Source organism: Monashia sp. NPDC004114 (assembly GCF_053603855.1).
The window spans coordinates 209,900-227,059 of sequence record NZ_JBSGGK010000007.1 but is presented as its reverse complement, the minus strand read 5'-3'; the positions used below and the strand labels follow the sequence as shown (position 1 = coordinate 227,059).

The 17,160-nt window shown below is 70.4% G+C and carries 16 protein-coding genes; 5 read left to right on the top strand and 11 right to left on the bottom strand.

Annotation, left to right across the window (positions count from 1 at the left end; all coding sequences use genetic code 11):
- Positions 1-175 precede the first annotated feature (175 nt).
- From ACWEOW_RS11710 to ACWEOW_RS11695, 4 genes are all read left to right on the top strand, one after another.
- Positions 176-1,852, top strand: a complete 1,677-nt coding sequence (locus ACWEOW_RS11710) for a DEAD/DEAH box helicase (protein ID WP_452269365.1) — start codon at positions 176-178, stop codon at positions 1,850-1,852.
- 162 nt (positions 1,853-2,014) lie between these two features.
- Complete coding sequence (locus ACWEOW_RS11705) at positions 2,015-2,275, top strand: hypothetical protein (protein WP_452269364.1); 261 nt, start codon at positions 2,015-2,017, stop codon at positions 2,273-2,275.
- Between the two features lie 14 nt (positions 2,276-2,289).
- The gene (glmS, locus tag ACWEOW_RS11700; protein WP_452269363.1) at positions 2,290-4,122 is read left to right on the top strand and encodes a glutamine--fructose-6-phosphate transaminase (isomerizing); all 1,833 of its coding nucleotides are present in this window, start codon (positions 2,290-2,292) and stop codon (positions 4,120-4,122) included.
- Between the two features lie 130 nt (positions 4,123-4,252).
- Positions 4,253-4,816, top strand: a complete 564-nt coding sequence (locus tag ACWEOW_RS11695; protein ID WP_452269362.1) for a pyridoxamine 5'-phosphate oxidase family protein — start codon at positions 4,253-4,255, stop codon at positions 4,814-4,816.
- Between the two features lie 3 nt (positions 4,817-4,819).
- Here the strand turns inward: ACWEOW_RS11695 and ACWEOW_RS11690 are convergent, their stop codons facing one another.
- From ACWEOW_RS11690 to ACWEOW_RS11655, 8 genes are all read right to left on the bottom strand, one after another.
- On the bottom strand, positions 4,820-5,650 hold the full coding sequence (locus ACWEOW_RS11690) for a ParA family protein (RefSeq protein WP_452269361.1): 831 nt from the start codon (positions 5,648-5,650) through the stop codon (positions 4,820-4,822).
- A gap of 26 nt (positions 5,651-5,676) precedes the next feature.
- A complete protein-coding gene (locus ACWEOW_RS11685; RefSeq protein ID WP_452269360.1) occupies positions 5,677-6,321 on the bottom strand; it encodes a maleylpyruvate isomerase N-terminal domain-containing protein in 645 nt (214 codons plus the stop codon).
- Between the two features lies 1 nt (position 6,322).
- On the bottom strand, positions 6,323-7,210 hold the full coding sequence (locus ACWEOW_RS11680; protein ID WP_452269359.1) for a RecB family exonuclease: 888 nt from the start codon (positions 7,208-7,210) through the stop codon (positions 6,323-6,325).
- Positions 7,211-7,292: 82 nt separating this feature from the next.
- Positions 7,293-7,907 (bottom strand): MarC family protein, encoded by a 615-nt coding sequence (locus tag ACWEOW_RS11675; RefSeq protein ID WP_452269358.1) that lies wholly within the window; start codon positions 7,905-7,907, stop codon positions 7,293-7,295.
- Positions 7,904-8,782 (bottom strand): PHP domain-containing protein, encoded by an 879-nt coding sequence (locus tag ACWEOW_RS11670; protein WP_452269357.1) that lies wholly within the window; start codon positions 8,780-8,782, stop codon positions 7,904-7,906. The genes ACWEOW_RS11675 and ACWEOW_RS11670 overlap by 4 nt, the downstream gene beginning before the upstream one ends.
- 99 nt (positions 8,783-8,881) lie before the next feature.
- Positions 8,882-9,829 carry a type IV toxin-antitoxin system AbiEi family antitoxin domain-containing protein gene (locus ACWEOW_RS11665; protein ID WP_452269356.1) on the bottom strand — a complete coding sequence of 316 codons (948 nt, stop codon included), beginning with the start codon at positions 9,827-9,829 and terminating at the stop codon, positions 8,882-8,884.
- 168 nt (positions 9,830-9,997) lie between these two features.
- Positions 9,998-10,531: a MaoC family dehydratase gene (locus ACWEOW_RS11660; protein ID WP_452269355.1), complete on the bottom strand. Its 534-nt coding sequence runs from the start codon at positions 10,529-10,531 to the stop codon at positions 9,998-10,000.
- 109 nt (positions 10,532-10,640) lie between these two features.
- The gene (locus tag ACWEOW_RS11655) at positions 10,641-12,182 is read right to left on the bottom strand and encodes a threonine/serine ThrE exporter family protein (protein ID WP_452269354.1); all 1,542 of its coding nucleotides are present in this window, start codon (positions 12,180-12,182) and stop codon (positions 10,641-10,643) included.
- A 99-nt stretch (positions 12,183-12,281) separates the two neighbouring features.
- Here ACWEOW_RS11655 and ACWEOW_RS11650 point away from each other — a divergent pair, with 99 nt between their 5' ends.
- Positions 12,282-13,826: an aminopeptidase P family protein gene (locus ACWEOW_RS11650; RefSeq protein ID WP_452269353.1), complete on the top strand. Its 1,545-nt coding sequence runs from the start codon at positions 12,282-12,284 to the stop codon at positions 13,824-13,826.
- A gap of 127 nt (positions 13,827-13,953) precedes the next feature.
- On the opposite strand, the gene ACWEOW_RS11645 is transcribed toward ACWEOW_RS11650, so the two are convergent.
- The 3 genes from ACWEOW_RS11645 to ACWEOW_RS11635 all read right to left on the bottom strand — a co-directional run bounded on the left by ACWEOW_RS11645 (position 13,954) and on the right by ACWEOW_RS11635 (position 17,089).
- A complete protein-coding gene (locus tag ACWEOW_RS11645; RefSeq protein WP_452269352.1) occupies positions 13,954-15,078 on the bottom strand; it encodes a hypothetical protein in 1,125 nt (374 codons plus the stop codon).
- Positions 15,079-15,246: 168 nt separating this feature from the next.
- Positions 15,247-15,846 carry a general stress protein gene (locus ACWEOW_RS11640; protein WP_452269351.1) on the bottom strand — a complete coding sequence of 200 codons (600 nt, stop codon included), beginning with the start codon at positions 15,844-15,846 and terminating at the stop codon, positions 15,247-15,249.
- 40 nt (positions 15,847-15,886) lie between these two features.
- The gene (locus ACWEOW_RS11635) at positions 15,887-17,089 is read right to left on the bottom strand and encodes an acyl-CoA dehydrogenase family protein (RefSeq protein ID WP_452269350.1); all 1,203 of its coding nucleotides are present in this window, start codon (positions 17,087-17,089) and stop codon (positions 15,887-15,889) included.
- Between the last annotated feature and the right edge of the window lie 71 nt (positions 17,090-17,160).

Below are 17,160 nucleotides of genomic sequence, written 5' to 3'. Positions count from 1 at the left end.
CGGTGCCCGGTCGGCCCCGTGGCTCACACCAGATGGTGCTAGCGGACTCCCGCGTGCACCGGCGGAGTCCTCGCTCGAGCGAGGCCGTCCACCGCCAGACACTCTCCGATCGGCCCGCCACGCGCCACTGAGCTCCCGTGCTGCACGGGGTGCTCGTGCCGATCGAGAGACACACATGACCGAGCCTGCAGAGACCTCGCAGACCACTGCTGAGGCCCCGACCCCCGAGGTCAGCTTCGCCGACTTCGACGTCCACCCCGACATCGTCGCCGCGCTTGCCGACGCTGGCATCACAACCCCTTTCCCGATCCAGGCGATGACCCTGCCGGTGGCGCTCTCCGGCCACGACATCATCGGCCAGGCCAAGACCGGCACCGGCAAGACGCTCGGCTTCGGCGTCCCGATGCTCAACCGGATCGTCGCCCCCGGCGACGAGGGGTATGCCGGCCTGGCCCGCCCCGGCAAGCCGCAGGCGCTCGCCGTCGCCCCCACCCGTGAGCTTGCCGTGCAGGTGGCCGGCGACCTCGAGCGGGCCGGAAAACGCCGCGGTATCCGCGTGCTCACGGTCTACGGCGGCCGGGCCTACGAGCCCCAGATCGAGGCGCTCAGGGACGGCGTCGAGGTCGTCGTCGGCACCCCTGGACGGCTCATCGACCTGTCCAAGCAGGGACACCTTGACCTGTCGCAGGCCCGAACCGTCGTGCTCGACGAAGCCGACGAGATGCTCGACCTCGGCTTCCTGCCCGACGTCGAGACGCTCATGGCGCTCACCCCGGGCTCGCGTCAGACGATGCTCTTCTCGGCCACGATGCCGGGTGCCATCGTCGCGCTCGCGCGCCGCTACATGACCCAGCCGACGCACATCCGCGCGATGGGTGACGACACGGAGAACGCCCACACGGTCAAGGCCATCGAGCAGTTCGTCTACCGCGCGCACGCCCTCGACAAGGTCGAGATGCTCTCGCGGATGCTGCAGGCAGAGGGCCGCGGGCTGACCATCGTCTTCAGCCGCACCAAGCGGACCGCCGCGAAGGTGGCCGAAGAGCTGGTCGACCGGGGCTTCGCCGCGGCCGCCATCCACGGTGACCTCGGCCAGGGTGCTCGCGAGCAGGCGCTGCGCGCGTTCCGCAACGGCAAGGTCGACGTGCTGGTGGCCACTGACGTCGCGGCCCGCGGCATCGACGTCGAGAACGTCACGCATGTCGTCAACTTCCAGTGCCCTGAGGACGAGAAGACCTACGTGCACCGGATCGGCCGCACCGGCCGCGCCGGCAACACCGGTGTCGCCGTCACGTTCGTCGACTGGGACGACCTGCACCGCTGGACGCTCATCAACAAGGCGCTCGACCTCGGCATCCCCGAGCCCCAGGAGACGTACTCCAGCTCCGAGCACCTGTTCACCGACCTCGACATCCCGACCGATGCCAAGGGCTTCCTGCGCAAGTCCGAGCAGACGCGGGCCGGGCTCGAAGCCGAGGAGGTCGAGGACCTCGGCGAGACCGGCAAGCGGCACGGGCGTGGTGGGGCGAGTCAGAGCGGATCTGGTCGCGGTGGACGCTCGCGCACCGGTGGTGCAGGTCGCGACGGCCGCGACTCCGGGGCGCGCGACGGTGACGACGGCGAGACCCGGCCCCGGCGCAGCCGCAACCGTCGGCGTACCCGCGGCGCGGGTGCGGCTGCCGCGGCTGCAGGCACCGACTCAGGTGCCGACGCGCCCGCCGGTTCGGCGGGCGGTTCGGCGGGCGGCTCGACGGGCGGTTCGACGGGCGCCGAGGACAGTGCCAAGCCGGCGCGCCGACGTCGCCGCCGGGGCGGCGCCGGACGCGAGAGCTCTGTCGCCAGCACCGACTGACCCGGCCGGGCATCACGCGGCAGGTCACCCTGCGTCTGTGGTCGCTCACCCAGCACGACTCGCAGACTGATCCGCCGGCCGATCCTGGCACCAACCCAAAGAATCTGCCCGAAGTCGGGCAGATTCTTGGCTTTGGGGCCGCTGTTTGGCACAGTCGAGCCCGTGCCTGATCCAGAACTCGTCGCACGCGTCGCCGACTCGGCCGGGCTGACCCCGGCTGAGGCCGCCCGCGTCATCGGCGACGTGCTCGCGCACTACCGCGAGCCGCTCGAGGACTACGTCCAGCGGCGCCATGCACACCTGCAGCTGCACGGCACGCGCAACGCCGCCGCCTTCCGGATCATCCAGGACGAGCTCGCGGACCGCCTCGTCGCGGCTCCCCCGCTCACGGAGCGGCAGCTGCGCCGCATGATCTACGGCTGAGAAGGAGACCGCACATGTGTGGCATCGTCGGCTACGTCGGGCAGCAGCCCGCCGCACCCATCCTTATCGAGGGGCTCACCCGCCTCGAGTACCGCGGGTATGACTCGGCCGGGATCGGCGTGCTCGGGTCGTCTGCGCAGACAGCAGGCGCGACCGTGGTGCGGCGCGTCGGGCGGGTGCGCGAGCTCGAGGCGGCCCTGCCCAAGCGGCTCGCCGGCCAGGTAGGCATCGGACACACCCGATGGGCGACCCACGGACCGGCGACCGAGCCGAACGCCCACCCGCACACCAGCGCCGACGGCCGCATCGCCGTGGTGCACAACGGGATCATCGACAACGCGGCCCAGCTGCGCTCGCGGCTCTTCGGCGAGGGTGTGACCTTCGCATCAGACACGGACACCGAGGTCGTCGCGCACCTGGTCGCGCGCTCGGCCGAGGCGACGCTCGAGGAGCGCGTGCTCGAGGCGCTCGAGCATGTCGTCGGGACCTATGCCGTCGCGGTCATCGATGCCGATGCTCCGGACCGCATCGTCGTGGCCCGCAACGGGTCGCCGCTCATCATCGGGGTGGGCGACAAGGAGATGTTCGTCGCCTCCGACGTGTCGGCCCTGGTGCGGCATACCTCGTCGGTGATCCATCTCGACGACGGCGAGCTGGCGGTCGTCAGCGCGCGCGGCTACCGCACCTTCACCCGCGACACCCACGACACCGGGCGCACGCCGACCACGATCGACAGTGCCGACGAGGCCGCCGAGCTCGGCGAGCACAGCCACTTCATGGCCAAGGAGATCGCCGAGCAGCCCGAGACGGTCTCGCGCATGCTTCGCGGACGCCTCGACCTGCGGTTCGGCACCGCCCGGCTCGACGGCCTCAACCTCAGCCCGCGCGAGCTGCGCGCCTTCCGCCGGGTGAAGATCCTCGGGTGCGGCTCCGCGTTCTACGTGGGCGAGCTGGGCGCGCTGATGATCGAGGAGCTGGCCCGGATCCCGGCACACGCGGAGGCCGCTTCTGAGTTCCGCTACCGCAACCCGATCATCGAGCCCGACACCCTCTACGTCGCGGTCAGCCAGTCCGGGGAGACGGCCGACACCGCTTTCGCCGTCCGCGAGATCAAGCGCAAGGGTGGTCAGGTCGTGGGCCTGGTCAACGTGGTCGGCTCGACGATCGCCCGGGAGTGCGACGGCGGAATCTATCTGCACGCGGGTCCCGAGGTCGCCGTCGCCTCGACCAAGGCCCTGACCCACATGGGTGTCGGTTTCGCCCTGCTCGCTCTGCTGCTCGGGCGCGTCCGCGACCTCTCCGTGGAGGACGGCAAGCGCATCCTTGCCGGACTGGAGCGCCTGCCGGCGGACATCGCCACCGTGCTCGAGGGCGAGCGAGGCATCACCGAGATCGCGCACGAGCTGGCCCAGGCCGACAGCCTGTTCTTCATCGGTCGCGTCCGCGGCTTCCCGGTCGCTCGGGAGGGGGCCCAGAAGCTCAAGGAGATCTCGTACCGGCATGCGGAGGCATATCAGACCAGCGAGCTCAAGCACGGACCGCTCGCGCTCATCGAGCCCGCCCGCCCGACGGTGGCCGTGATCCCCGACGACGAGCTGACCGACCGCAACATCGCCGCGGCCGAGCAGGTGCTGGCCCGGGGTGGGCGCGTCGTGGCGGTGACGCATCCCGGGGTGGACCTCGGCGCCGTCAGCGCGCGACGGATCGACGTGCCTCGCAACGAGGTCGAGCTCGACCCCATCCTCCTGATGATCCCGATGCAGCTGCTGGCGTTCCACGCCGCGCAGGCTCTGGGGCTCGACATCGACAAGCCGCGCAACCTCGCGAAGTCGGTCACGGTCGAGTGACGACCTCGCCTCGGGGCTTTGGGTCGCAGCGCGCGTCCGTCCACGGTTCGGCCGCGCCGCGTGTCGACCGCGCGCGCTTCCTAGTCTGGGTGGCGACGCCCGACCCGGGGCGACGAAGGGAGAGGCAGCCATGAAGCTCCACGAGTCGATCGACGGGCGCCTGCGCACGTTCATCGAGAGCCAGCACCTCTTCTTCGTGGCCACTGCGCCGCTCGACGCCGAGGGACACGTCAATGTCTCGCCGAAGGGGCTGGACACGTTCCGGGTCGTCGACGAGCACACCGTGGTCTACCTCGACCTGACCGGGAGCGGCTCCGAGACCGTGGCCCACCTGCGCGAGAACGGCCGGATCACGCTGATGTTCTGCGCGTTCGACGGTCCTCCGAACATCGTGCGGCTGCATGGCCGTGGGCGCTACCTGACCCCAGACGACGACGAGTTCGCTTCGTGGGCAAAGCGGTTCGAGGAGTTCCCCGGCACCCGCGGGGTGGTCGTGGTGGCCGTCGATCGGGTCTCCGACTCCTGCGGGTATGCCGTGCCGCTGATGACGTACGACGGCGACCGCGACCTGCTGACCTCGTGGTCGCAGAACCGTGGCCCCGAGGGCCTGGCCCGCTACCGCTCGGAGAAGAACGCCACGTCGATCGACGGGCTGCCCGCGCTCGACAGCGGCGATCCAGCCCCGTCCGGCTGAGCCTCAGAGCCGGGCGGCCAGGCCGGCGGCGATGTCGCGGTATGCCTGCGCGCCCTTCGAGCTGCGCGCGGTCGTGAGAATGGAGCGCCCGACCGCGGGCGCTTCGGCGAACCGCACCGTCTTCGGGATCGGCGGCTCGAGCACGGGCAGGTCGTAGCGCTGGCCGACATCGGCCAGCACCTCGCGCGCGTGGTTGCTGCGCCCGTCGTAGAGCGTCGGCAGGATGCCCCAGACCTCGAGGTCCTTGTTGAGGATCTTCTGCACGTCCGCCACGGTGTCGAGCAGCTGCCCGACGCCACGGTGGCTGAGCATCTCGCACGGCATCGGCACGATGAGCGCATCGGCCGCGGTGAGCGCGTTGAGCGTGAGCACTCCGAGGCTCGGCGAGCAGTCGAGAAGCACGACGTCGTATGCCGCCCGGCTGGCTTCCAGCGCCGTCCGCAGGACGAACTCACGGCCGGGTCTGGAAAGGAGGGTGGCCTCGGCACTGGCGAGGTCGATCGTCGAGGGGACCAGGTCGATGCCCTCGTCGCACTGGAGCACGGCTGCGGCCAGGTCGGTGCCGCCGGTCAGGACGTCGTGGACCGAGACCTCGACCGTGTCCGGGTCGACCCCGAGGGAGAAGGTCAGGCACGCCTGGGGGTCGAGGTCGATGAGCAGGACCCGCAGGTCACGCTCGGCCAGTGCGGCTCCGATGCTCGCGACGGAGGTGGTCTTGGCGACGCCACCCTTCTGGTTCGCGAAAGCGATGGCCGTCGCGGGTGAAGGGGCGGTGCCGACTGTCGTGGAGGGTTGACTGGCAGGCTGGTCGCCGAGAGGCGTGCGGTTCGCCATGTCGGCCAGTCTGTCAGGTCGGGCGATCAGAAAGCCGAGATCGTCGCAGGGGCCCGCTCCGTGCGGGTGAGCGCGGACACCACAGCAGCCTGCCCGTGGCGCCTGACGGCAAGGTGAGCGAGCAGCCCGAGAACCGGGTCGAGCACCGCGGCCGGCAGCGTCGGTGCCGGCACGCCCAGGCTGGCGGCCACGTCCTCGCCATGGACGACGATCTCCATCATCCGCCCGACCAGGAAGTCGTCGAGAGCCAGCGACCAGCCCTGCCACGGGATGAGCACCGCTCGGTCGTCCGGTGCCGTGGCGAGCAGCTCGGGCAGCGCCTTCCGCGCGCCGACGACCGCCGCAAGCACCTCCTCCCGGCCGGCCTCCGCCTTCTCGTCGCTGCCCTCGCGGATCGCGACGTTGATCTCGTCGTCGAGGCTCGCGGTGACCCAGGCGGCACGCGCATAGTGCTCTTCGAGCGGGATCGGGTCGCTCGCCGGGGTCGAGTCGAGCAGGCTCGCGGCCGTGACGGGCTGGCTGGCCAGGTGCGCGACCAGGCCGCCCACGCGCCAGTCGGCCAGGGCGCTGGGCTCGTCCCAGGCCGCGGCGACCTCGTCGAGGGTGACGATCGCGATGACGTGGTCGGTCGCGGCGAGGAAGGCCTGCCTCAGGTCGGGTCGTGCGGGCATGTCACTCCTGCTGGCTGGCGGTCGGCTCGGGCGAGGGGTAGCTCGAGGGCTCGAGGCCCGCCCAGTCGGACTGCTCCGGACCCTGCTGCTGCCCCTCGGGACAATGGGCCCGGAAGTCGCACCAGGTGCACAGCGTCGACGGACGTGGCGGGAAGCGCGGTGACTCGACGCCCACGGCGTCGAAGTCGGCATCGGCCCGACGCAGGTCGGTCGCGATGGACTCGGCCTCGGCGACCTTGCGACCGAGCGACTCGTCGGTGTGGACGTGCGCAGCCACCGTGCCGGTCGGCACGTGGTGCAGCTCCACCCGGTGACAGGGGCGGCGGAACATCCGACCCGCCGCCACGGCATACAGCGCGAGCGGCAGAGACGTGCGGGCGTCGTCGGCGCTGGGCACCTGGCGACCCGTCTTGTAGTCGACGACGACCAGCTCGCCGGCGCGGTCGTCGAGCCGGTCGACCCGTCCGGTGATCGCGATCTCGTCGGTCTTGAGCGACACGCTGCGCTCGAGCCCCACGGGCTGGCGCTCGCGGTCGGTGCGCCGGAGGTACTCGGTCACGGCGTCGCGCACCCGCAGCCGCCAGGCCGCCGACTCCTCGGGGTTGCGGAAGCCGACGTCGATCCACGACGTGCGCACCAGCTCCGCGACGCCGGCCGGCGTGCGCGAGCCGACGGGAAGGTCCCAGAAGTCGCGCAGCACGTTGTGGGTCGCGATGCCGACGGAGGTGTGGGCCCGCTGCGGACGCGCCTCGGGCCGCGGGCGGTCGAGATACTGCATGCGGTAGCGACGGGGGCAGTCGAGCCACGCGAGCAGGCGCGACGGAGACCCGGAGTAGAGCGGCGTGGGCATGCCGGCGAAGCTCGTCTGCACGGGCTGTCCGATCGTCACCCGACAACCTTAGGTGGACGCTGCGACAACGTCGGGGAGCCGTCCCCAGCGCGTCGCGCCCGGCCGGCCACGCGGCATACGGTCAGCCCTCGCCGGTGACGAACGCGCGCACAGAGTTCGCGATCATCTGCACGGCGATGGCCGACAGCAGCAGGCCCGCGATCCGTGTGAGCAGCATGGTGCCGCTCTCGCGCAGCAGCCGGCGCACCTGGCCGGCGAACCGCAGGACGAGGTAGACACACAACATCGCCGCGACGAGAGCGGCTGCGACGGCGACATACTGCCCGCCGTCCTGGGCGCGCTGGACGGCCAGCATCGTGGCCACGATCGCGCCCGGCCCGGCGAGCAGCGGAGTGCCGAGCGGGACGAGAGCGACGTTCACGCCGGCGTCGGCCACGGCATCGGACTCCCTGCCGGTGAGCAGCTGCAGCGCGACGAGAAGCAGCAGCAGGCCGCCCGCACCCTGCAGGGCGGCGATCGAGATGTGGAGGTAGTCGAGGATCCGGCGTCCGAAGAACGCGAACATCGCGATGACGAGCACCGCGACCAGCGACGCCCGCCGGGCCGCCACGTTGCGCTGGACGCGCGTGAGCGACGCGGTGAGCGCGAGGAAGATCGGCACCGCGCCGGGCGGGTCGAGGATGACGATGAGCGTGATGAAGGTGCTGAGGAAGATCGTGCTGTCGAACCAGGTCACGGGCGGAGCACCTCGGTCACTCCGCTGGAAACCGCCTCGATCTCCTCGAAAACGCTTGGGGCAGTGGTGTTCTCGGCGAGACGGTTGACCTTGCCCTCGCCGTGGTAGTCACTCGAACCGGTCAGCGCGAGACCGAGTCGCCGCGCCAGCCGCTGGGCGCGCTCGACCTCCGCCGGTCCGTGGTCGCGGTGGTACGCCTCGAGGCCGAAGAGGCCTGCGGCAGACATCCGCTCGACGAGGTCGTCGGTGACGCCGGCCCCGCGCGTGCGGGTGAACGGGTGCGCGATGACCGGCACGCCCCCGGCCGCGCGCACGAGCTCCACCGCGCGCACGGGGTCCGGCGAGTAGTGCGTCACGTAGTAGCGCGAGTCGTTGGTGAGCCAGTCGCGGAAGGCCTCGTCACGGTGGGCGATCGTGCCGTTGGCCACGAGGGCGTCCGCGATATGCGGTCTGCCGGGGGTGGCGCCCGGGGCGACCTGCGCGAGCACCTCGTCGTACGTCACGGGTATGCCGTCCGCCGCCATCAGCTCCACCATCCGCTCCAGCCGGGTGGCACGGGAGTCGCGCGCCCTGGCGAGCTCGGACATCAGCGCGTCGTCGTCGGGGTCGGTGAGATAGCCGAGCAGGTGGATGGACGCATAGCGCCACGAGCACGAGATCTCGATGCCGCGCACCAGCGTGACGCGCGTCCGGGCGGCGGCGTCGGCCGCGTCGGCCCAGCCCCGCACGGTGTCGTGGTCGGTGATCGCGAGGACGTCCACGCCGGCTGCAGCCGCGGCCTGCACCAGCTCCGTAGGGGTCTCGGTGCCGTCAGACGCGTTCGAGTGCGTGTGCAGGTCGATCACCTGCTCGGCATGCTCTCCCGTCGACGTCACGGCCCAAGACTAGGGGCTCCCCGCAACACACCCGGAAGTCGCCTACTCCCCTGCAACACACCGAGCAGCCGCCAAAATCGACGGAAATAACCGTCAGGGTTAGCGACTGCTCGGTGTGTTGCGAGGTCGTGCGGATCGGATCCGGGCCCCGAGGAGGCCGGGCCGGTCGAGGTCGTCCCAGATCGCGCGCTCGACCGGATGGCCCAGCCGACGGATGCGGTCCTCGCGCTGCTTCTCCAGCCACAGCACCTGCTCTGGGTCCGCGGCCTGGCCGTCGCCGGGGTCGCGTGGCCGCTGGTACTTCACCCGGCCGTCGAACTCGAGGACGACACCCTCGACCATGAAGTCGACCCGAGCGACCACCGCGCCGCTCGGCTCGCGAACCATCACCTGACACTCATACGTGAGACCCAGATCGTCCAGGACCAGGCGCGTGAGTGACTCACCTACTGACTCGGACGCGCCGTTCATCCGGAGCACGGCATCGAAGGCGCGCGATCGTCCCTCGTGCGGTGTGAGACGCGCGACCTCATCGACCAGCTGCGCCTGGGTTACGAGCCCGGCGTGCAGAGCGGCGTCACCGGCCACCACTGCGCACTCGAGGCCCATGGTCAACGCCGCACGGACGACCGACCGGGCTATCGGCTCCACCGGTATGCCGTCGACGACCTCCGGCCGGACCAACCCTCGCGGGTGGATCCACAGTCCAGAGCGTCCGACCGCCTGTTCGACGTCGCTCAGGACGTCGATGCGCCGCTCGTTGTACCCCCACAGTGGCAGACGACGAACCGCGAACGCCGAGTGATGGCTGACGGTGTCACCAGGGCGAGTCCGCGCGACCGCCATGACCCTGAGCCGGTAGCGCGAGTCGGGGTCGGCTGCTTCCCAGTACTGCCCGGACACGAACGCGCCCCGGCGAACCCGGATCAGCTGACCCTCGCGCAGGGCCCGGCGCACCACACCCCCGTCGATGCCGCGCCTCCGCGCTTCTGCTGCCGAGAACGTGCCGGCCTGTTCGCCCGCCAGAGCGGCAATTCGCCTGTCCATGGCAGGAGGGTGGACGGCATACGCCCGACGTTGCGCGGATCGACGATCGCCTGGGGACAACCTCAACTGAACTCGGCCCCCATGTGGATACCCCGCAACACACCGAGCAGTCGTGAAGTTCGACGGAAATAACCGTCAGGGTTAGCGACTGCTCGGTGTGTTGCGGTGTCAGGGGGTCTCGGGGCCGGGCCAGTTCTTGTCAGGTACGGGCGTCGGGCGACCGGGCTGCTCGCCACCGCGCGCATCGAGGTAGCTCTGCTTGGGCACCATGACCTTGCGCCTGAAGATGCAGACCACCTGGCCGTCCTGCTTGTAGCCCACCGTCTCGACGTGCACCACGCCGCGGTCGTCCTTCGACGTCGACTCCCACTTGTCCAGGACCCGGGTCTCGCCATAGATCGTGTCGCCGTGGAACGTCGGCGCGACGTGCCGAAGCGACTCGATCTCGAGGTTCGCGATGGCCTTGCCCGAGACGTCTGGAACGGACATCCCGAGCAGTAGCGAGTACACGTAGTTGCCGACGACGACGTTCTGGCCGAACTGTGTCGTCTCGCCGGCGTAGTGCGTGTCGAGGTGCAGTGGGTGGTGGTTCATGGTCAGCAGACAGAACAGGTGGTCGTCGTACTCGGTCACCGTCTTGCCGGGCCAGTGCTTGTACACCGCACCGACCTCGAACTCCTCGTAGCTGCGTCCGAACTGCATGACCGACACTCCTGCCAACCGGACCGGGCGACCCGGCCAACCGTCAACGTCAGGTGCCAGCCTGCCCGAGCACACGGCATACGAACACGTCCGTATGCCGTGTGCTTGCTCACGCCGACGCGTCGGTCGCGCGGACCTGAGAGATCTCGCCGGTGTCGGAGAGGACCGGAGCGCGACTGGCGACGGTTCGCGGGTCGGGGTCGGCCGGCAGAGTCGCCCCCGCTGCGGGCCGCGGATGGCTGCCCTGACGCTTGGCGAAGATCAGGCCGGCGAAGTAGGTGCCCAGCGAGACCCCTGCGGCCAGGCCCAGTCCGATCCCGAACGCCTGGAGCAGGATCGGCAGGCCGAGGGCGAGGCCGTTCCCGTCGGGGTTGGTGACGATCTGCGAGATGCCTTCGTAGGCCATCCGGCCCGGCAGCAGGGGCACGATGGCCGCGGTCGTCACGGCGAGCGCCGAGATGTTGAGGCGCCGCGCTATCGGGCGGACGGTGAAACCGACGACGAGCGCCGCCGTGGACGACGCGGCGACCGCCCCGAAGTCGGCCAGCTCGCTGATGCCGAGAACCAACCAGCCGGCCGCTCCCGCTGCTCCGGCCATGGCCACTGCCCGGCCACTGGAGTAGGACATCACCGCGAACGCCACCGAGATGATGACCGCGCAGACGACCTGGACGAGGATGTCGTCGCTGAGACGGGTCCGGGTGGCGATCGCGATCGGGTAGTCCAGACGCTGTCCGATCGCCAGGACGAACGAGATGCCCACGGCGATGCCGAGCGAGAGCACGACGACCTCGAAGGTCCTGGCGCCGGCGGTCACGTAGTACCCCTCGAGGGCATCCTCCGCCGCGCCCACGATGGACAGACCCGCCAGCAGCAGCACGATGCCGGACGCGACGACGAGCGAGGGCGAGACGGCGCCGACGAACGACACCCCCCATGACTGGGCCACGACGACAAGCGTCGCCACGACCGTCGGGATGGCTGCGCCCACGCACTGGGCGAAGAACGCGGCCACGCCGGCTGAGCTGAGCCAGGTGAGCACGCGCTCGACGACCGTCGCGGTGAGGAAGCTGAGCAGGATGATGAACGGTCCGGCGCCGACGAGTCCGGCGGCACCCGCTGCGAGCGCTCCGCCCGCCACCGTGACGAGCCAGCGTCGGTAGCGATGCGGCGAGGTGATGACCGAGTCGAACCGCACCCTGGCCTCGTCGACGTCGAGCGGCGCGCGGGTGAGCTCGACAATGAGGTCGCGGAGCCGCTCGAGCCGGGTGTAGTCCTGCACGCGGAACCGCACGATGCGCATGACCGTGATCGGGTCGGCGTGCGGGCCACGGTGGTAGGACACGGTGACTGAGGTGTAGGTGACATCGACGTGCACGGACGTGAGGCCGTACGCCCTCGTGAGCATCAGCACCGTAGCCGTGACGTCCGCAGCCGCGGCGCCGGTTGCCAGCATCGCGACGCCCGCCCGCATGGCGAGGTCGATGACGGCCCGGGCGGTGTCGCGTTCGACGCCGTCGGGAGCGGTCCAGATCGGGATCTCGTCGGTCGGCGGCCCGCTCGGGCGCATGGCCCGCCGGGTGCTTGCGCGGAGCGAGGGAAGGGCCGCTCGCGCGCTGCTCGGCCGGTTCGGGCGGTCGGTGCGGGCCACCCCCCGACTGTATGCCGCCCGTCCCGGTCGGGGCGGCCGGGTGCCGCAGCCGGACCCGCCCCGTTCGGCGGGTCCTCTGGTTCGTGACACCATGACCGGGTGACGAGCGAGAAGCAGCAGACCTCCCCCAGCCGCCGACGGCCCACGACCGACGAGTTCCGGGCCTTCGTCGCGACCGGGTGGGCGCCTCGCAGCACCGAGGTGACCCCTCGGGCCGAGGTCGCCGACTACGCAGCCAGACGACGCGACGCCCTGAGCGCCGCCTTCCCCGGTGAGCGCCTGGTGGTGCCGGCGGGCGGGCTCAAGGTGCGCAGCAACGACACCGACTACGTCTTCCGGCCGCACAGCGCCTTCGCCCATCTCACGGGCCTCGGCAGCGACCGCGAGCCCGATGCCGTGCTCGTGCTGGAGCCGACCGGTCCCGACGCCGACGGCGCGGACGCCGGGCACGAGCCGGTCCTCTACTTCCGGCCCCTGGCCGACCGCGACACCGAGGAGTTCTTCGGCGACTCCCGCTACGGCGAGTTCTGGGTCGGGGCTCGCCCGACGCTGGCCGACATCGAGTCCGAGCTCGGCCTCACGGCCCGCCACATCGACGAGTTCGGCGACGCGATCGCCAAGGATGCCGGCTCGGTGACCGTCCGCGTGGTTCGCGACGCCGACACCGACGTGGCGGCCCGGGTCGACCGGGTGCGCGACGCGGCCGCGGAGTCGCAGACCGAGTCGGAGGAGCGGGTCGACCGGCAGCGCGAGGCGGACGAGCAGCTGGCCGCCTTCCTGTCGACGCTGCGCTTCGTCAAGGACGAGTGGGAGATCGAGCAGATGCGCTCGGCAGTCGAAGGCACCCACGACGGGTTCGACGCGGTCATCGCCGACCTGCCCGAGGCCGTGCGCCGGGGCCGTGGCGAGCGCTGGGTCGAGGGCGTCTTCGGCCTGCACGCACGCCACCACGGCAACGGCGTGGGCTATGACTCCATCTGCGCGAGCGGCGACCACGCGAACACGCTGCACTGGATCAAGAACACCGGAGACGTCAAGGACGGCGACCTGATCCTGCTCGACGCCGGCGTCGAGGTCGACTCGCTGTTCACTGCCGACATCACCCGCACCCTGCCCGTGAGCGGCACCTTCACCGACGCCCAGCGCCAGGTCTACGACGCGGTGTATGCCGCGCAGGAGGCCGGCATCGCGGCGTGCAAGCCGGGCAACAAGTTCAGCGACGTCCACGCCGCCGCGATCCGGGTCATCGCCGAGCACCTGCACGAGTGGGGCCTGCTGCCCGAGGGCGTCGATGTGGAAGGCACACTCGACGCTGAGCACGGCCAGTTCCACCGCCGCTGGATGGTGCACGGCACGAGCCACCACCTCGGCATCGACGTGCACGACTGTGCTCTGGCCACGCGCGAGGAGTACTCCGACGCCGAGCTGAAGCCGGGCATGATCATCACCGTCGAGCCGGGCCTGTACTTCAAGGCGGACGACGAGCTCGTCCCCGAGGAGTTCCGGGGCACCGGGGTGCGCATCGAGGACGACATCCTCATCACCGACGACGGCTGCGAGAACCTCTCGGCCGCGATGCCGCGCAGCAGCGCAGCTGTCGAGAAGTGGATCGCCGGCATCTGGGCGCCCACGACCACACCCTGATCCCCCACCTCACACCTCGAGACACCGCAACACACCGAGCAACACACCGAGCAACCGCAAAGTCCGACGGAAATAACCGCAGACCTTGCAGGTTGCTCGGTGTGTTGCGTTGGGAGGGGGCGTGCGGCTACCTCGTCTGCGCCGGGACGGTCGCCGTGGTCACCGTGCCCGCATGTCCGGACGACACGGAGCCGTTCGGGTCGGGGCCCGGGATCGGCGCGCTCCACTGCTCGACGAGCCGCACGAGCGATGACGCCTCGTCCGCCTGAAGACCGTTGCCGAGCACCTGCGGCGCGCACTCCGGGTCGACCTGGATCCGCACCTGCGGCCCGGCGTCGTAGCTCAGCAGAAGCGTGAACCGCGACGAGGACACCTTTCCCGAGCCCTCGCACGTGTGCCCGGTCGGCTCGGACTTGAGCCCGCGCAGCTCGGCCACCACTTGCTTGCTCCGCTCGGCGGCGAGAGGTGTGGCGTGGTAGGTGCTGTCGGCGGCGATACGGCATACGGTGACGTTCGGGTCCCCTTCGGGCGCCAGGCTCTGGTCGTCGCCGAGGCGCCCCGTCAACGAGCCGAAGCACGGGTCCGTCGGGGTCTGCGCCGGCTTGCCGCCGCCGAACATCGCGTGGATCGTCACGCCGAGCGCCTCCCCCGACCCGAAGTCACCGTTGGTGGAGTGGGAGCACGAGTTCGGGTCGTCCTTCGCGGCCACCCACACGATCGCGTCGGTGTAGCGGGACCCCACGAGGTATGCCGTCTCGTTGCCGGCCATCATCGTGCACACCTGAGGCTGGCCGTTCCACCGCGGCGCCCAGGCGAGCAGGTCGGTCAGGTTGCGGCGCTGCTCGGGCGAGGCGACGGTGCGCTGGGTCAGCGTGAACGGTGGAGTGAGTGGCTGGGTCGCGGCGATGTCCATGACCGGGTAGGCGCAGACGACCATGGACGTGGCCGCCCGGTCGGGCAGCAGGCGGGCGTTGCCGTCGACGTTGCCCTGTGGCTGCTGCGGGACCGTCATGCCCTCGGGCGAGGTGAGCGAAGCGGGGCAGTCGAGTGCGCCGTCCGGAGCGGTCGGCTGGTCGCTGACCGGTCGAACGGGTGCGCTCGTGACCGGTGCGGTGGTGCTCCCGGTGCCGGGCGCCTGCGCGCTGCCGCACCCGGCGAGCGCGATCGCGGCGATGCCCGCGACGGCGCCGACGGCCCAGCGGCCCATGACCCAGCGGCCCAAGACCCCGCGGCCCATGACCCCGCGGCCCATGACCCCGCGAGACGGAACCCAGCGAGTCGGAACCCACCGAGACGTCGCCGAGCGTCGCGTGACCCCAGGACCTGACATGACGCTCCCTCCCAGCAGCCCGTGCTTCACCAGGAACGACCCGGGAGGGTCACGAAACGTTGCATCCCGAGCCGGGCGGCATACCCCCGCTCAGATGTCCGAGCCCGGCGGGCGCGGCGCGTCCGAACGGCTCACCGGGGGCTCCGGGCTGACCGGCGCGATGCCGATGCTGACGTTGCCGCCCGGTGTGATGCCCGCCGCCGTGAGGATCTCGCGACCCTCCTGGGCGAACTTGTGCTCGCAGAACACCTCGTACTTCGTCGCGACGACCTGGCTCACCGACGAGAAGTCACGGACCCCGCGGGTGAAGCCGTAGCCGACGAGCGACCAGATGAGGCCGAACACGGCGCCGTACACGGCGGCGGCGATGATCATGCTGAACGGGTTCGACGGCCGGGCGAACAGCGACAGGATGAGGCCGACGAACAGACCCAGCCAGATGCCCGACAGCAGGCCTCCCAGCGCGACGCGGCCCCACGACAGCCGCGCCGTGACCCGCTCGAGCTGCTTGAGGTCGGTGCCCACGATGAGGCAGTTCTCGACCGCGAAGTGCTTGTCGGACAGAGTGTCGACCGCCTTCTGCGCATCTTCGTACTTGTCGAAGGTCCCCAGCGACATGGGGTACTCCAGCGACAGCGTCGCGAAACCCTGGCGCCCTCGGCCCCCCGGACCCTTTGGTTGCAGGCTCATGCGGACATCCTCGCACCTGCGAGGACGCTGGGACTGGAGGTCACGCCCGCAGCTTGTAGTCCTCCACGAGCCGGCGGCCGATGATCATCCGCTGGATGTCGGCGGTGCCCTCGCCGATGAGCAGCATCGGCGCCTCACGGTAGAGCCGCTCGATCTCGTACTCCTTGGAGTAGCCGTAACCGCCGTGGATGCGGAAGGAGTCCTCGACGACCTGGGCGCAGTTCTCGGAGGCGAGGTACTTGGCCATCCCGGCCTCGAGGTCGTTGCGCTCGCCGGAGTCCTTCTTGCGGGCGGCCTTGACCATCATCTCGTGCGACGCCTCGACCTTGACCGCCATGTCGGCGAGGCGGAAGAGCACGGCCTGGTGGTCGACGATCTTCTTGCCGAAGGTCTCTCGCTGCTGGGCGTAGGCGATGGCGAGCTCGAAGGCGCGTCGCGCCACGCCGCATCCGCGCGCGGCGACGTTGACGCGGCCGACCTCGACGCCGTCCATCATCTGGTAGAAGCCGCGGCCCGGCTCACCGCCGAGGATCTGCGCATCCGACGTGCGGTAGCCGTCGAAGATCAGCTCGGTCGTGTCGACGCCCTTGTATCCCATCTTGTCGATCTTGCCGGGCACGGTGACGCCGGGCGCGGTCTCGCCGAAGCCCGGCTCCTTGTCGACGAGGAAGGTCGTCATGTTGCGGTAGACGGACTCGGCGCCGGTGTCGGTCTTGACGAGCACCGCGACGAGGTTCGCCGACCCTCCGTTGGTGAGCCACATCTTCTGACCGTTGATCGTCCAGCCCACGGAGTCGGCGTCGCGCACGGCCTTGGTCTTGATGGCGGAGACGTCCGAGCCGCAGCCGGGTTCGCTCATCGAGAACGCGCCGCGGATCTCGCCGGTCGCCATCTTCGGCAGGTAGCGCTGCTTCTGCTCCTCGGTGCCGTGCTGCAGCAGCATGTACGCGACGATGAAGTGGGTGTTGATGATGCCGCTGACGCTCATCCAGCCGCGCGCGATCTCCTCGACGCACAGGGCGTAGGTCAGCAGCGACTCACCGAGCCCGCCGTACTCCTCCGGGATCATCAACCCGAAGATCCCCATCTCCTTCATGCCGTCGACGATCGCCTGCGGGTACTCGTCGCGGTGCTCGAGCTCCGTGGCGACGGGGATGATCTGCTCGTCGACGAACTCGCGGACGAGTTTGACCAGCTCGGTCTGCTCCTCGGTGAGGCCGTCGGTCTGCTGGAGGCGGGACATGCGAGAGAGTATGCCGCCGCCTCCGTCGTGCAGTCAGCGCGCTCGGATGTGAGTACGGACACCTGTGGTGT

Excerpts from the sequence above, each read along its gene's own strand:
- ACWEOW_RS11695 (WP_452269362.1), top strand. The coding sequence starts at position 4,253 with ATGAAGCTCCACGAGTCGATCGACGGGCGCCTGCGCACGTTCATCGAG.
- ACWEOW_RS11660 (WP_452269355.1), bottom strand. The coding sequence starts at position 10,531 with ATGCAGTTCGGACGCAGCTACGAGGAGTTCGAGGTCGGTGCGGTGTAC.
- ACWEOW_RS11640 (WP_452269351.1), bottom strand. The coding sequence starts at position 15,846 with ATGAGCCTGCAACCAAAGGGTCCGGGGGGCCGAGGGCGCCAGGGTTTC.
- ACWEOW_RS11690 (WP_452269361.1), bottom strand. The coding sequence starts at position 5,650 with ATGGCGAACCGCACGCCTCTCGGCGACCAGCCTGCCAGTCAACCCTCC.
- ACWEOW_RS11665 (WP_452269356.1), bottom strand. The coding sequence starts at position 9,829 with ATGGACAGGCGAATTGCCGCTCTGGCGGGCGAACAGGCCGGCACGTTC.
- ACWEOW_RS11645 (WP_452269352.1), bottom strand. The coding sequence starts at position 15,078 with ATGGGCCGCGGGGTCATGGGCCGCGGGGTCTTGGGCCGCTGGGTCATG.
- ACWEOW_RS11685 (WP_452269360.1), bottom strand. The coding sequence starts at position 6,321 with ATGCCCGCACGACCCGACCTGAGGCAGGCCTTCCTCGCCGCGACCGAC.
- glmS (WP_452269363.1), top strand. The coding sequence starts at position 2,290 with ATGTGTGGCATCGTCGGCTACGTCGGGCAGCAGCCCGCCGCACCCATC.
- ACWEOW_RS11710 (WP_452269365.1), top strand. The coding sequence starts at position 176 with ATGACCGAGCCTGCAGAGACCTCGCAGACCACTGCTGAGGCCCCGACC.
- ACWEOW_RS11635 (WP_452269350.1), bottom strand. The coding sequence starts at position 17,089 with ATGTCCCGCCTCCAGCAGACCGACGGCCTCACCGAGGAGCAGACCGAG.